The organism is Xanthomonas euroxanthea (assembly GCF_903989455.1).
GTDB lineage: Bacteria > Pseudomonadota > Gammaproteobacteria > Xanthomonadales > Xanthomonadaceae > Xanthomonas > Xanthomonas euroxanthea.
Genome location: NZ_LR861803.1, coordinates 1367978 through 1383265, shown reverse-complemented (window position 1 = coordinate 1383265; position 15288 = coordinate 1367978). Strand labels below are relative to the sequence as shown.

The window sequence follows — 15288 nt, the reverse complement described above, 5'->3', positions numbered from 1 at the left end:
CCCGCGCGCGCCCGTCAGGTAGAGCCATCTGCTTGAGGGCGGACGCGCCAGCAGCGTGTTATCGCTGCAGCGTCTGCGGCAACCGCAGGCGCAACAATCCGGTCAGCCGCGCGTCGGTGGTGCCGAACAGGACAGACGGCGCGTCCAGCTGATTGGAGGATGGGTCTTTCGGAGGATCCAGCGTCAGCGGCACAAAAGTGCCGCTGACGGTCGACGCATCGCGCCCAACCGACCATGCCATGCACTCAGGTGCGCGTGGCCGCCAGAAAATGCGCGCGGTCCTGCTGGGTGCGGCGGCGGATCTCCGCCAGGGCATCGCTCTCGGTCGCTTCCAGCATGGATTCGAACAGGCGCTGGAAGTGGTTGCGCATGGCCGTGCGTGCCGCCATCGGGTCGCGTTGCTGCAGGGCCTGCAGGATGGCGGTGTGTTCGTCCACACGGGTGGCGCCGTCGTCGTGGCAGACCCGCGCGTACACCTCGCGCACGCGCGGCAACTCGTTGCGCATGCGCCAGATCAGCTGCACGCAGTGCGCCACCACCGGGTTGCCGCTGATCCGCGCGATCGCCAGATGGAAGGCGCGGTCGTAGTCGGCGGCGGCCGCATCGCTGAGCCCTGGTGCGGACAGCGCCTGGATCATGCCATTCAATTCATCCAGCTCCGCATCGGTGATGTGGCTGGCCGCCAACGCGGCCGCTTCCGCCTCGATCACCGCGCGCGCGGCGGTCAGCTCGAACGCGCTGACATCCGGCAAGGCGCCTTCGTCCGAGGCCAGGCGTGGCTTGACGTACACGCCCGAGCCGATCTTGATCACGATGCGGCCCTGCGCCTCCAGGGCGATCTCGGCCTCGCGCACGGTCACGCGGCTGACGCCGAAGCGCTCGGCCAACTCGCGTTCGCCCGGCAGGCGCGAGCCGACCGGGAATTCGCCCGTATCGATCAGCGCGCGGATCTTGGCGGCAACGGAGTGGTACAGGCGGTTTTCGGACATCGGCGACTCAAACCCTCAAGGTGATCGGCCCGGCACGCGGGTGCCGGACAGGTGGCGCGGCGGAAACCGCGCCGGTGGCGACGCTAGAACCGGTAGCGCACCCCCAAATAATAGCGTCGCCCGTAGGTGTTGTACTCACGGAAGCTGCCGGGCACCGGCATGTCGGAGATCCGCGGCTCGTTGGTCAGGTTGGACGCCTCCAGCGACACCGACAGCTGCGCATTGAAACGGTAGCTGGCACGCAGGTCCAGGGTGCCGCTGTCGCGCACGTAGCGGTTCTGCGCCGGGGCACCGACGAACTTCTGGAAATACTCCGAGCGGTACTTGTAGATGGCCTGCAGGTCGACCGCGCCGATGGCGTAATACAGCTGGCCGGAGAACACGTGCCGCGACAGGCCGAAGATATTGGCCGGCGCGACGATGCCGCCGCTCACCAGCCCGGTGGCCGGATCGATCTGGTCGCCCAGGCGCAGATCCTGGGTCTTGTAGTTGGAATCGGCGTAGTTGTAGCTCAGCTTGACACCCAGGCCGTCGAATGGTGCCGGCGGGTAGGAGAAGCGGTGGGTGCCGGTCAGCTCCAGCCCGGTGAGATCGCTCTTCTGCCGGGTGGTGACGTCCTGCACCACCGGCACCACCACCGACGTGCCGTCGATGACGAAGCGTTCGTCCACCACCGTGGGCACCGCGCCCCCGGTGAACTGCTTGTAGTAGACCGCGGCGCTGAGCAGGGAATCGGCATTGGGGTACCACTCCAGCGACACGTCTGCATTGGACGACAGCAGCGGCCGCGTGCGCGGGTTGCCGGTGGCGGTGATGCTGCCGATCGCCTCGCCGACGGTCGTGAACTCGGTTCCCGGTTCCAGGATGAAGGTGCGCCCGGCAGACAGCGCCACCAGATCCGGGCGGGCCATGGCCCGGTACAGCCCCAAGCGCAGCTGGGTCTGGTCGGTCAGGCCGATGTTGGCGTTGAAGCTGGGCAGGAACACGCGGTTGGACGCGCGCACCGTCTGCGCGGCGAAGCGTCCGGTTTCCACCAGCTGGATGGTGCCGTCGGGGTTGTCGATGACGTCCAGCTCGCCGCGCAATCCCACCGAGCTCACATCGGTGCGCACCCAGCGCACGCCCAGGTTGCCATCCAGCGGCAACCCGAACAGCGTGCTGGCGAATTCGCCCATCACGTACAGCGCGCGGGTCTTTTCTTCCACGTCGGAGTCGGCGGTGCCGCGCGGGTCGGCATTGCGGCCGGTGTCGTCCACGCCGGTAATGGCGCCGAACAGACAGCGGCTGTCGAAGGTGGCCCATTGCTGGATGGTGTTGCCGCTGGCGCCGGAGAGGAAATCCTCCTGCGGGAACGGTTGCCGGCAGGCCAGGTTGGCGGCGCGGATCGTGGCCGCATCGGTGACGTTGCGTTCGACGCGGTCGTCCAGGTCGCGGTAGGTCGCCTCGGACAGGCGCACGCCGCCCTTGATGGAGGTCAGCAGCCCGCTTTCCGGGGTGAAGGCGCCATCGAAGCGCCAGGCCCGGATGGTGTGCTCGCGGCGCAGCTCGTCGCGGCGCGCACGCGCGGCCGCGCTGAAATTGTCCGGGTTGTTCAGGTCGAACGCAGGATCGACCACGATCCCCGGCACATCGCCGGCATAGGTATAGGTGTAGTCCACGCGCTGCCCGTTGATCCCGGGCACGCGGTTGCCGTTGATGTCGGTGGCATTGGAGCGCAGCCGCATCATGCGGTCGATCTCGCTGCGCTCGGTGCGCGAATACGACAGGTCGGTGGACAGCATCCAGGCCGCGTTCGGGCGCCATTCCACGCGCAGCCCGCCACCGCGATACTGCTCGTCGCGCACCTTATAGTCGGTGGAGGATTCCACCGTGCTGCTGCCGGTATGGCCGAGCAAGGCGCCGTTGTCGCCCACCTGGCGGTTGTTGAGGTTGCGCAAGGTCTCGGAGAAATTGAGCTCGGCGCGATCTTCGGTGACGGTGCGCTGCGAATCCTGGTAATCCAGGGCCACGTCCAGGCCGTCAAACGGCCGCCATTGCAGCGCGGCGAAGGCGGCATCGCGTTGATCGTGTTCGCTGATCTGGCGGTACACGCGACTGCCGGGCGCCAGGTAATACGGCGTGCCCGCCTGCACCTGCGCCGGGGTCACGGCTGTGCAGTTGCGGCTGGCGCCCACCACCTCGTTGGCGTTGCAGGCCGTCCAGGTGGAGCTGCTGCTCATCACCTCTTCCGGGTTGGTGCCTTCCAGCCGCTGCAGGCCGAGCGAGACCCCCAGCTTGCCGGCCCCGCGCAGGTCGAACTGGTCCAGGTAGCTGACGGTGCCGCGCCAACCCACGCCATCGGCGTTTCGCAACTTGCTGTCGCCATCGGCATAGGTCGCCCGCCCGTCCAGCTGCACGCGGCGCTTGCCGAATTCCAGCGGCCGCACGGTCTGCATGTTGACCGTGCCGGCGATGCCGCCTTCGACGAAGTCGGCGCGCTGGGTCTTGTAGATCGCCACGGTGTTGATGAGTTCGGAGGGGAACTGGTTGAAGTTCACCGAGCGGTCGCCGCTGCCGTTGCTGGCCTCGCGCCCGTTGAAGGTGGCCGAGCCCAGGAACGGCCCCAGGCCACGGATGGAGATCTCCGACGCGCCGCCCTTTTCGCGGTGCGTGGCCGCTCCGGTGATGGTCTCGATCGCCTCGCCGATCGACAGCGCCGGCAGGTCGCCGATGTCCTCGGCCGACAGCACGTCGGCCACCACCGTCTGCTCGCGCTTGCTGTCGATGGATGACTGGATCGAGCTGCGGATGCCGGTGACCTTGACCTGGTCCAGCGTGGTGGGCGCCTGCTGCGGCGGCGACTGGGCAGCATCGGTCTGCTGGGCCATGGCCACGTGTGTGCCGGCCAGCGCAACAGCGCCCAGCAGTGCCTGCGCCAAGAGGGTCCGACTAACTGGTATACGCAATTGGACTATTTCTGTGTATCGCACAATTCCTCCTCCCAAAGGATGCTCGAAACCGAGCGCGATGGAGATTCCACGGGGATACACGGCAAGTCAATCATTTCTTTCATTTACCGATCGAGCCACCTATCTAGGCCAATTTCGAGTCCATTTTTGTGCGTACGCAGCATGACATCCGGCGTTTCCCGAGCTTCAATAGCAACCAACTGGACTACTCTTTTGGTTGACGATCCAGCCTGCACTGTTACCCTCGGCCATCACCGACGCGCCAGCGTCCAGGAGCATCCCGATGCGATCCCCCGTTTCCCTTGCCTGCCTGTTGCTGCTGTGCGCGCCCGCCTGGATCGGCTCGGCCCAGGCCACCTCGTACCTGGTGCACGACCAGAGCGAATACGCCGTGGCAGCGGCCGCGCTGCGTGCCGGCGATCGCATCGTGCTGGCCGATGGGCAGTGGCGGGATTTCGCCATCGTGCTGCGCGGGCAAGGCACCGCCGAGCAGCCGATCACCCTCACCGCGCAGACGCCCGGCAAGGTGATCATCAGCGGCACCTCCGACCTGCGCATGGCCGGCACCTACCTGGTGGTGTCGGACCTGGTGTTCCGCGACGGCCACGGCCCGGGCGACGCGGTGCTGTCGTACCGCATCTCCAGCAAGGAACGCGCGCGCCACAGCCGCATCACCCGGGTGGTGGTGGACGGCTTCAGCAAGCCCACCCGCAACGATTCGGACAACTGGGTGGCGCTGTACGACAGCGACAACCGCTTCGACCACAACCAGCTGGTCGGCAAGACCAATGCCGGCCCCACCCTGGTGGTGGTGCGCGACGCCACCCAGGGCCTGGACAATCGCCATCGCATCGACCACAACTGGTTCGGGCCACGCCCCAACCTGGGCGCCAATGGCGGCGAGACGCTGCGCATCGGCACCAGCAGCGACGCCGACAGCGCCTCCAACTCGGTGGTGGACAACAACTGGTTCGAAGGCTGCGACGGCGAGGTGGAGGTGGTCTCCAACAAGTCCGGCGGCAACACCTACCGCGGCAATGTGTTCAAGCAATCGCGCGGCGCGCTGGTGCTGCGGCATGGCGATGGCAACCTGGTCGAGCGCAACGTGTTCTTCGGCGACGGCAAGGCCAACACCGGCGGCATCCGCGTGATCAACCGCAAGCAGACCGTGCGCCACAACTACCTGGAAAACCTGGCCGGGGATGGCTATTCGTCGGCGCTGAGCATCATGTACGGGGTGCCCAATTCGCCCGCCAACCGCTACGTGCAGGTGGACCAGGCGCGCATCGAGCGCAATACCTTCGTCAGCGTCAACCAGCTGTTCTTCGGTGCCGGCATGGATGCCGAACGCACCGCCGCGCCGATCAACAGCCGCTTTGCCGGCAACCTGATCGTGGCCGCGTCCGACCCGGTGCGCGTGCTGGGCGATCTGTCCGGCATCGCGTTTGCCAGCAACCTGCAAAGCCCGCTGGCCTCCACCCGCCTGCCCGGCGGCGTCGACAGCCGCCAGGTGACGATGACCCGTGCCAGCACCGGCTTGCTGGTTGCCGACAACGCCACCGGCGTCGGCGCCGACCCGGCGCTGAGCTACATCGCACGCGACCAGGTGGGCGTGAGCTGGTATCCCAAGCAGGCGCCGCAGGCGGTGACCGACAGCGGCCGCCGTACGCGCGTGCGGCCAGGCCCGGCCAGCCTGACCGACGCCGTGGCGCACGCCAGCCCCGGCGATCGCCTGCAACTGGATGCAGGGCGCTACCAGGTCGATGACATCCTCGACGTGGACCGGCCATTGACGCTGGAAGGCCCGCAACACGGGCGTGCGCGGATCCGCTTTTCGCAGCCGGCGCTGTTCCAGATCGCGCCCGGCGGCACACTCAGCCTGGCCCGGCTCGAGATCGACGGCCGCGCCGCGCCCGCACAGCCAGGCAACGCGGTGATCCGCACCAGCCCCGGCACCGCGGTGGCGCAATACCAGCTCACGTTGCGCGACACCCACCTGCATCATCTGGATGCGCAACCCGGCTTCGATGTGATCGCACTCGGCAAGGGCAGCCTGGCCGATCACATCCTGCTGGACCGGCTGCTGGTCGAAGACGTCTCCGGCCGGGTGCTGTCCGCACGCGCCGAGACCGACGACCGTGGCACCTACAACGTCGAACAGGTGACGGTGCAGCAGTCGCAGTTCCACCGCGTCGCCGGGCCGGTGCTGGACCTGTATCGCGGTGGCCGCGATGAAAGCACCTTCGGCCCGGTGCTGCAGGTGAGCGACTCGCACTTCACGCAGGTCGGCCGCGCTGCGGATGCGTCGCTGCGCCTGCACGGCGTGCAGCGCGTCGCGCTGCGCAACAACCGCTTCGTCGACAGCGCCGCGATCCTGGCGCAGCCCACCACCGGCACGCCCCACCTGATCGCCAGCGGCAACCAGTTCGTCCGCACCCCGGCGTTGCATGCCGACGCAGCGGAGCCCCTGCTATGACCCGTTCCACCCGCCTGTTGCTGCTGGTCCTGGTCGGCGCCGGCAGCGCCCTGCCCTGCAGCGCCGCCCCGTCACCCGCGGCCGAACAAGCGGCGCAGCCGCAACCGCGCGCCACCGACGCCGCGCCGGTGCTGGTCACCGCCCAGCAGTGGCGCGAAATGGCCAGCGCTGGCGCCAGGCTGCCGGTGTTCGCCCGCGAACAGGCACGCGCAGAAGCCAGCGTGCGCGCGGCAATGCGGGCCGGGGTGGACGTGCCGGTGCCCAGCGATCCCGGCGGCGGCGCCAGCCACGAGCAGCACAAACGCAACTACCAGGCCATCCAGGCCGCCGGCGCGCTGTACCGGCTCACCGGCGATCGCGCCTATGCCGACTATGCGCGCGACGTGCTGCTGGCCTACGCGCGCCTGTATCCCACGCTGGGCGCACACCCGGCCGGGCGCGGCCAGGTGCCGGGGCGACTGTTCTGGCAGTCCTTGAACGACTCGGTGTGGCTGGTCTACGCAAGCCAGGGCTACGACGCCATCCGCGACACGCTCAGCGCGCAGGACCGCGCCACCATCGACCGCGACGTGTTCGCGCGCATGGCGCACTTTTTGTGCGACGAAAGCGCAGACAACTTCGACAAGATCCACAACCACGCCACCTGGGCGGTAGCCGCCGTGGGCATGACCGGCTATGTGCTGCGCGACCAGGCGCTGGTGGACAAGGCGCTGCGCGGCAGCGGGCGCGATGGCAAGGCCGGCTTCCTGGCGCAGGTGGACCAGCTGTTCTCGCCGGACGGCTACTACGCCGAAGGCCCGTATTACCAACGCTATGCCCTGGCGCCGTTCGTGCTGTTCGCCAGCGCGATCGCGCGCAACCAGCCGCAGCAACGCATCTTCCAGCGCCGCGACGGCGTGCTGCTGAAGGCCGTAAACAGCCTGGTGCAGAGCAGCTACGGCGTCTATTTCTTCCCGATCAACGACGCCATCCTCGACAAGGGCCTGGACACCGAGGAACTGGTGGCCGGCATCGGCATCGCCTACGCGCAGACCCACGATGCGCAACTGCTGTCCATCGCACAACGCCAGCGCCGCGTGCTGCTCACCCCCGAAGGCCTGGCCGTGGCCAGCGCGCTCGCGCAGGACCGCGCCCAACCGTTCGCCTTCGGCAGCGTGTTGCTGCGCGATGGCGCACAGGGCGACCAGGGCGCGCTGGCGATCCTGCGCAGCGGCGGCGACGACGGCCAGACGCTGGTGATGAAGAACACCTCGCAAGGCATGGGCCACGGCCATTTCGACAAGTTGAACTGGCTGTTCTACGACAACGGCCAGCGCGTGGTCACCGACTACGGCGCGGCGCGTTTCCTGAACGTGGAAGCCAAGGCCGGCGGCATCTATCTGCCGGAAAACAGCAGCTGGGCCAAGCAGACCATTGCGCACAACACGCTGGTGGTGAACGAGACCAGCCACTTCAACGGCGACTGGAAGGTGGGCGAGCAGCATGCGCCGACGCAGCTGCTGTTCGCCAGCAGTGCCGACACCCGGATCGCCTCGGCGCGCATGCAGCAGGCCTACGACGGGGTCAGCTTCACCCGCACCCAGGCGCTGCTGTCGCACCCGCAGCTGCGCCTGCCGGTGGTGGTCGACCTGCTGCGCGTCAGCGGCAGCGCGCCGGCACGCTACGACCTGCCGCTGCACTTCAACGGGCAGATCATGCAGGTCGGCTTCACCGCAGAGCGCGCACTGACGCAACGCCCGGTGCTGGGCAAGGCCAACGGCTATCAGCATCTATGGGTGGATGCCTCAAGCGATGCGAGCGCCGACACGCGCAGCCTGAGCTGGCTGCTCGCCGGCCGCTTCTACAGCTACCGCTTCGGCAGCAGCGCGCCTGCGCGTGCGCTGCTGGTGGAAAGCGGCGCCAACGATCCGGACTTCAACCTGCGCCGCGAACCGGCGCTGATCCAGCGTGTCGATGGGCAGGCGAACGTCAGCTTCTTCGGCGTGCTGGAACCGCATGGCGAATACAACGGCACCGCCGAATACGTGCATGGCGCCGACAGCCGCATCCGCGCCATCGAGCGCGTGCGCGGCGACGATGCCGAGGTGATCGTGCTCACCCTGGTCGGCGGCCAGCGCATCGCGCTGGCGGTGGCCGACGACGCCGATGCACAACGCGCCCACCAGGTGCAGGCCGGAGGCCAGCACTACCGCTGGCGCGGCGGTTACGCGCGCTTCGATCGCGCTGCAGGTGAAAAATGAGCACCCACTCCACCTCCACCACCCGCACGCGCACGGCGGGCAAACGCTCGGCGGTGCGCTGGCTGATCGTGGCGCTGATCGCGGTGGCCACGGTGATCAACTACATCGACCGCAACGCGCTGGCGGTGATGTGGCCGGCGATCTCGCGCGACATCGGCGCCACCAAGGAAGACTACGCGCTGCTGGTCACCATCTTCATGCTGTTCTATGCCGCCGGGCAGTTCGTGTTCGGGCGGCTGTTCGACATCATCGGCACCCGGCTCGGCTTTGCCTTGTCCATCGCGGTGTGGTCGCTCTCCATTGCGCTGCATGCCGTCACCCACTCCATCATGGCGTTCTCGGTGGTGCGCGCGCTGCTGGGCATCAGCGAAGCCGGCGCCTGGCCGGGCGCGGTCAAGGCCAATGCGGAATGGTTTCCCGCCCGCGAGCGTGCGCTGGCGCAGGGCATCTTCAATGCCGGCGCCTCCATCGGCGCGATCGTCTCGGCGCCGCTGATCGCGCTGCTGTTCCTGTCGTTCGGCTGGAAGGGCACGTTCGTGCTGGTCGGCGTGCTGGGCATGCTCTGGTTGCTGCCGTGGCTGGTGATCTACCGTGCCGGGCCGGACCGGCATCCCTGGGTCAACGCGGCCGAGCGGGCGTTGATCCTGGATGCACCCGAGGCCGGCAGCGCGCCGCCGGCCTACCTGCCCACGCTGCGCCAGCTGATGTCGCACCGGCAAAGCTGGGGCATCGTGCTGGCGCGGTTCTTCCTGGATCCGATCTGGTGGCTGTTCGTGTCGTGGCTGCCGATCTACCTGGCCGAGACCTTCCACTTCGACATCAAGCAGATCGGTGCGTTCGCCTGGGTGCCATTCGTCGGCGCGATGCTGGGCAGCCTGTGCGGCGGCTGGCTGTCCGGGCGCCTGATCGCGGCCGGCTGGAGCGTGGACCGCGCGCGCAAATGGACCATCACCCTGGGGGGGGCCATCATGGCGCCGGCGCTGCTGGGCGCCGTGCAGGCGGCCGACCCGCGCATGGCGGTGCTGACGATTGCCGCCGTGCTGTTCGGCTTCCAGATCGCCATCGGCAATATCCAGACCCTGCCCGGCGATCTGTTCGCCGGTAAATCGGTTGGCTCGCTGGCCGGCATCGGCGGCATGGCCGCGGTGGCTGGCACCCTGATCACCACCTGGCTGGTCCCGGTGATGACCGCAACCTCCTACGCACCGATGTTCATCCTGGTCGCCGCGCTGGTGCCGGCCTCGCTGGCCGCGCTGTGGCTGGTCACCGGCCGCATCCACCGACTCGACGCACCGGGCACCTGACCGTGCCCGCCGCCTACTCCGCTTTCCCCACACCAACAGGACATACCCGCATGCATTTCCACGACAAGGTCGCCATCGTCACCGGCGGCGGCCGCGATATCGGCCGCGCCATCTCGCTCAAGCTGGCCGCGGCCGGCGCCAAGGTCTGCATCAACTACGCCAACGACGACGCCAGCGCGCGCGACACGCTGGCACAGCTGCAGGCCGCCGGCGGCCAGGGCATCCTGCACCGCGCCGACGTCACCGATGCCACCGCCGTGGCCGGCCTGCTGACCGCCACGCGCACCGCCTTCGGCCAGCACATCGATGTGCTGATCAACGTGGCCGGCGGCATGCTGGCGCGCAAGCCGCTGGCCGATATCGACGAGGCCTTCTTCCATCAGGTGATGGACCTCAACCTCAAATCGGTCTACCTGACCACCCAGGCGGTGGCGCCGCATATGCGCGAAGGCGGCGCGATCGTCAATTTCGCCTCGCTTGCCGGGCGCGATGGCGGCGGGCCGGGCGCAGCCATCTATGCCACCGCCAAGGCGGCGGTAATGACCTTCTCGCGCGCAATGGCCAAGGAACTGGGCCCGCGCGGCATCCGCGTCAACGCACTGTGCTGCGGCATGATCGCCACCCGCTTCCATGACGACTTCACCAAGCCGGAAGTACGCGCCTTCGTCGCCAATGCCACCCCGCTGCGGCGCGAAGGCCGCCCGGAGGAAGCCGCCGATGCGGCGTTGTACCTGGCATCGGATGCGGCCAGCTTCATCAACGGCGCCAACCTGGACGTCAACGGCGGCGTGTTCTTTTCCTGATCGAAAAAGGAGTTCTGCGCATGGTCTGGCGATGGATGATGACTGCGACACTGAGTGTGGTGCTGGCAGGCCCGGCCACTGCGCACCCGGCACCCCGCTGGGTGCCGGCCTGGATCGCCTCGGCGACGCCGGACCGGCTCGACGGCGGCGCCGACACGCCGCTGCAATTTGCCGATGAAACGGTGCGCCAGGACATGCGCCTGGGCAGTGCGGCGGTGGCCCTGCGCGTGCGCATCAGCAACGAACTGGGCACCACCCCGCTGACGATCGGTGCTGGCACGGCGCGCCTGCTCGGCGGCGCCGGGGACACGCACCCGCTGCGCTTCGACGGACGCGCCAGCGTGACCGTGCCGCCCGGTGGCGTGCTGCTTAGCGACCCGGTGCCGCTGCGTGCACCGGCATTGGGCGAGGTGGCGGTCAGCCTGTATTTCCCCACGCCGGCGCGCCCGGCGGTACGCCGCACGGCCGTGCGGGTGGTCAAGGGCCAGGCCGAGGTGCCGGACAGCAAGGCGTTGGCGTATCGCCAGAACGTCATCTCCGCCCTCTACGTCCAACCGCCGCACCCACGCCAGACGGTGGTGGTGGCGCTGGGCGATTCGATCACCGAAGGCGCCACCGCCACGCGCGGCGCCAATGGCGATTGGCCGGCCCTGCTGGCCAGGCGGCTGGAGCAGCGTTGCCCCGGCAGCGTGGTGGTGCTCAACGCCGGCATCAGCGGCAACAAGCTGCTCGACGATGGCCGCAGCCCCAGCGCGCTGGCGCGTCTGGATCGCGACGTGCTGGCACTGCCCGGCGTGGACCAGGTGATCCTGTTCGAAGGCATCAACGACATTCGCCACAGCGGTCCGCCGGATGCGATTCCCGGCCGTACTGCCGCCGACATGGTGCTGGGCTATCGCCAGATCGTGACCCGGCTGCAGCAACACGGCATCGCCGTGATCGGTGCCACGCTGACCCCGTTCGGCAACTCCGATCGCTACGAGCCGGTGGCGGCGGCCACGCGCCAGACGCTCAACGGCTTCATCCGCGATGGGCAGGCATTCGATGCGGTGATCGACTTCGACGCCGCGCTGCGCGACCCGGCCAGGCCGGAGTGGCTGCCTGCCGCGCTGACCCGCGACTTCCTGCATCCCAACGATGCCGGTTACCAGCGCATGGCCGAGTCGGTGGACCTGTCGTTGTTCTGCAAGGCCCGCTAAGGCGCCTTGCCACGGTGACGCGCCTGCGCCAGGCGCGCTGCCACAGCGATACGGCGGTGCGGCCGCATGCAGGCTTGCCTGCCTTCAGCCCCGGCGCTTTTTCAGGATGCTGATCTCCCCGGAGGTCTCCAGGATCGCCATGTCGATATCGGCATCGTCGCGGCAATCGGCCTTGCGTTTTGCCACCTCGAAGTCGGCATAGCTGACGTTGTGGCGGACCAGTTCCTTCCAGTAGATCTGCCCGCCCCGCGCCAGCAGCGCCGGGGTGCCCTGCACCCAGGTATCGATCCGCCGGCTGCGCGCGGTCGCCATGCCCACCAGCCAGTTCAGTACCAACAGGGTGGCCGCCAGGATCATGCCGCCCAGCAACGAGACGTCCTTGCCGATCAGCGAGTTCTGCACCGCGGTTCCCAGCAGCACGATCAGCAGCACGTCGAATGGCGTGGATTGGCCCAGCGCGCGTTTGCCGGTCAGGCGCGTCAACAGCAGGACCACGCTATAGACCGCAATCGCGCGCAGCACGAACTCCCACCACGGCATGCCCAGGTGCATCATTTCGTAGAAGCGCACGCGTGTTTCCACGTCCAGCATCGTGTGTCCTGACCGGTTTGATCGATGGCGCACGCTAGTGCGCAAACGGTGAAGGGGCCGTGCTGTCGCAGCGTTACCGTGGCGGACCACTCGGCACCCCTCGTGCACCGCAGCACGGCTTTTCGCTGGCGATCCGTTAGCGTCTGGCCTGGACACACGGGGATGGCGGGCATGGGGACTGGAATCACACGTCGCGGGTTGCTGCTGGGTGCCGCGTCGGCAGCGTTGTCGGCACAGCTGCCGGTAGGGTTTGCGTTGCCGCGACGTGCGGCCGCGGCGCCGGCCTTTATCGATGCGTTGATTGCGCGCATGAGTGTGGAGGAAAAGGCCGGCCAGCTGACGCTGTCCGGTTCGGCGCAACAGACCGATGCGGCGGCGGCGGCCAATCCGGTCAACACCGTGCCCACCGCCGAGGGCCAGCTTGCCGCCGCGCGTGCCGGGCGGGTGGGCGGCATCTTCAATGGCTCCAATGTGCTGTGGCACCGGCAACTGCAGCAGGCCGCGCTGCAGAGCCGGCTGCAGATTCCGCTGCTGTTCGCCGCCGATGTGATCCACGGGTTCACCACGGTGTTTCCGGTGCCGCTGGCCGAGGCCGCCAGCTTCGAGCCGGCGCTGGCGCAACGCACCGCGCGTGCCGCCGCACTGGAAGCCAGCGCAGTCGGCATCGACTGGACGTTCGCACCGATGGTGGATATCGCACGCGATGCGCGCTGGGGGCGCGGCGTGGAAGGCAGTGGCGAGGACGTGCTGCTTGGCCAGCGGTTTGCGCAGGCGCGCGTGCGCGGCTTCCAGGGCGAAGGACTGGATCATGCCGATGCACTGGCGGCCTGCCCCAAGCATTTTGCCGCCTACGGCGCCGCCGAAGCGGGGCTGGACTACAACACCGTCGACATCTCCGAGCGCAGCCTGCGCGAGGTCTACTTCCCGCCGTTCCAGGCCGCGTTCGATGCCGGCGCAGTGACCACGATGGCGGCGTTCAACGAGATCGCCGGCATCCCTGCCACGGCCAATCGCTGGTTGCTGGGCGAGGTGCTGCGCGGCGAGTGGGACTACCGCGGCCTGGTGGTGTCCGACTACACCGGCGATCTGGAGCTGATCGGGCACGGGGTCGCCAGCGATGCGCGCGAGGCAGCCAAGCTTGCGTTCCTGGCCGGTGTGGACATCAGCATGCAGAGCGGGCTGTACCTGCAGCATCTGCCGGCGCTGGTGGCCGCCGGCGAGGTGACCATGGCGCAACTGGATGCCTCGGTACGCCGCGTGCTGCAGTTCAAGGCCGCGCTTGGATTGTTCGACGATCCGTTCCTGCGCATCGTGCCGGCACGCGCACAGGCGCGGCAGCGGCGCCCCGAAACACTGGCGCTGGCACGCGAGGCGGCACGCAAATCCATCGTGCTGCTCAAGAACGATGACGAGCTGCTGCCATTGAAGACACAAGGCCAACGCATCGCGTTGATCGGGCCGATGGCACGCAACTGGACCGACACCGCCGGCCCATGGAGCCTGTTCGGCGGCGACGACAGCGGCAACGACCTGGCCACCGCACTGCACGCGCGGCTGCGCGACCCGGGCAGCCTGCAGGTGGTGCAAGGCTGCGACTTCGAACATGGCCTGCCCGGCGGCGTGCAGGCAGCCGTCACCGCAGCGGCATCCGCGGATGTGGCGGTGCTGGCGATCGGCGAGCCGATGCGCTACTCCGGCGAAGCGCAGTCGCGCAGCGAGATCGTCATACCCTCCGGGCAGCAAGCGCTGCTGGCGGCGGTGGCGGCCACCGGCACGCCGGTGGTGGTGGTGCTCAGCAACGGCCGTGCGCTGGTGATCGATGGCCCGGTACTCAAGGCGCCGGCGATCCTGGTCGGCTGGTTCCTGGGCTCGGCATCGGGCGCCGCGCTGGCGGATATTTTGTTCGGCGCGCACGGTCCGTCCGGGCGCTTGCCGGTGAGTTTTCCGCACGCGTCCGGGCAGCTGCCCTACAGCTATGCCCACAAGCCCAGCGGCCGTGCCGACCCGCGCCCGGATGCCTTGCAGCCGTTCAAGACGCGCTACCGCACCGCGCCCAATGCCGCGTTGTTTCCGTTCGGGCATGGGCTGACCTATGGCCGCATCGAATACGGCGAGCTGCGCCTGAGCGATGCACGGCTGGCGGCGACCGGCAGCCTGCGCATCAGCGCGCGCATCCACAACCGCGGCACCCGCGATGCCGAGGAAGTGGCGCAGCTCTACATCCGCGACCGCAGCGCCAGCGTCACCCGCCCGGTGCGCGAGTTGAAGGACTTTCGCAAGCTGGCGGTGCCGGCGGGCGGCAGCGCGGTGGTGGAGTTCGTGCTGCGCCGTGAGGACCTGCTGTTTATCGGCCAGGCATTGCAGCCGACGGTAGAGCCTGGCGTATTCGATCTCTGGGTAGCGCCCTCTGCAGAAGCCGAGGGCGTGTCTGCGAGTTTTGAATTGATGGGCTGAGCGCCAGCCGCAATCGGATGGCTCAGCTCAGGGGATGGATACGGGGCGTGTCTCGCTCACGCAGAGGGCATCGTGCCCAGGTTGGCTCGGGAACATATCCCCATTGCGCTGACGCTCACGCTCTCGGTCGCCTTGAGAGGGGGACTGGGTCTTGAGAGATTGGACGGTGCGTGTGCCTCGGTTTACAGCGGACGATCTGCGGGTTTGCTGCAGGGCCCTTGCCCGCCCACCATCGCAGGACACGCCGCAAGTACGTCCTTGTAGGCTCTTACGCGGCATCCATG

10 protein-coding genes are annotated in these 15288 nt (G+C 68.3%); 6 read left to right on the top strand and 4 right to left on the bottom strand.

Annotated features, from left to right (window positions below; all coding sequences use genetic code 11):
• Nucleotides 1-58: 58 nt before the first annotated feature.
• The 3 genes from H7A86_RS06005 to H7A86_RS05995 form a co-directional block, all read right to left on the bottom strand.
• The gene (locus H7A86_RS06005) at nucleotides 59-241 is read right to left on the bottom strand and encodes a hypothetical protein (protein ID WP_119132535.1); all 183 of its coding nucleotides are present in this window, start codon (nucleotides 239-241) and stop codon (nucleotides 59-61) included.
• Nucleotides 242-245: 4 nt separating this feature from the next.
• Nucleotides 246-989 (bottom strand): FadR/GntR family transcriptional regulator, encoded by a 744-nt coding sequence (locus H7A86_RS06000; RefSeq protein ID WP_104582388.1) that lies wholly within the window; start codon nucleotides 987-989, stop codon nucleotides 246-248.
• An 83-nt stretch (nucleotides 990-1072) separates the two neighbouring features.
• On the bottom strand, nucleotides 1073-3856 hold the full coding sequence (locus tag H7A86_RS05995; RefSeq protein ID WP_232099260.1) for a TonB-dependent receptor: 2784 nt from the start codon (nucleotides 3854-3856) through the stop codon (nucleotides 1073-1075).
• Between the two features lie 364 nt (nucleotides 3857-4220).
• Here H7A86_RS05995 and H7A86_RS05990 point away from each other — a divergent pair, with 364 nt between their 5' ends.
• Genes H7A86_RS05990 through H7A86_RS05970 form a run of 5 tightly spaced genes read left to right on the top strand, consistent with a single transcriptional unit; the run spans nucleotide 4221 to nucleotide 11959 of the window.
• Entirely contained in the window at nucleotides 4221-6413 is a 2193-nt protein-coding gene (locus tag H7A86_RS05990; RefSeq protein ID WP_232099258.1) for a polysaccharide lyase 6 family protein, read from the top strand.
• The gene (locus H7A86_RS05985; RefSeq protein WP_119132532.1) at nucleotides 6410-8653 is read left to right on the top strand and encodes an oligoalginate lyase; all 2244 of its coding nucleotides are present in this window, start codon (nucleotides 6410-6412) and stop codon (nucleotides 8651-8653) included. The genes H7A86_RS05990 and H7A86_RS05985 overlap by 4 nt, the downstream gene beginning before the upstream one ends.
• Nucleotides 8650-9957, top strand: a complete 1308-nt coding sequence (locus tag H7A86_RS05980; protein WP_119132531.1) for an MFS transporter — start codon at nucleotides 8650-8652, stop codon at nucleotides 9955-9957. Before H7A86_RS05985 ends, H7A86_RS05980 begins: the two co-directional genes overlap by 4 nt.
• 50 nt (nucleotides 9958-10007) lie before the next feature.
• Nucleotides 10008-10760 carry an SDR family NAD(P)-dependent oxidoreductase gene (locus H7A86_RS05975; protein ID WP_104582383.1) on the top strand — a complete coding sequence of 251 codons (753 nt, stop codon included), beginning with the start codon at nucleotides 10008-10010 and terminating at the stop codon, nucleotides 10758-10760.
• Between the two features lie 35 nt (nucleotides 10761-10795).
• Nucleotides 10796-11959, top strand: coding sequence for an SGNH/GDSL hydrolase family protein (locus H7A86_RS05970; RefSeq protein ID WP_119132530.1), 1164 nt, complete (start codon nucleotides 10796-10798; stop codon nucleotides 11957-11959).
• 84 nt (nucleotides 11960-12043) lie between these two features.
• Here the strand turns inward: H7A86_RS05970 and H7A86_RS05965 are convergent, their stop codons facing one another.
• On the bottom strand, nucleotides 12044-12550 hold the full coding sequence (locus tag H7A86_RS05965; RefSeq protein ID WP_119132529.1) for a DUF421 domain-containing protein: 507 nt from the start codon (nucleotides 12548-12550) through the stop codon (nucleotides 12044-12046).
• A 171-nt stretch (nucleotides 12551-12721) separates the two neighbouring features.
• Between H7A86_RS05965 and H7A86_RS05960 the strand changes: the two genes are divergently transcribed.
• Nucleotides 12722-15004: a glycoside hydrolase family 3 N-terminal domain-containing protein gene (locus tag H7A86_RS05960; RefSeq protein ID WP_119132528.1), complete on the top strand. Its 2283-nt coding sequence runs from the start codon at nucleotides 12722-12724 to the stop codon at nucleotides 15002-15004.
• Nucleotides 15005-15288 lie beyond the last annotated feature (284 nt).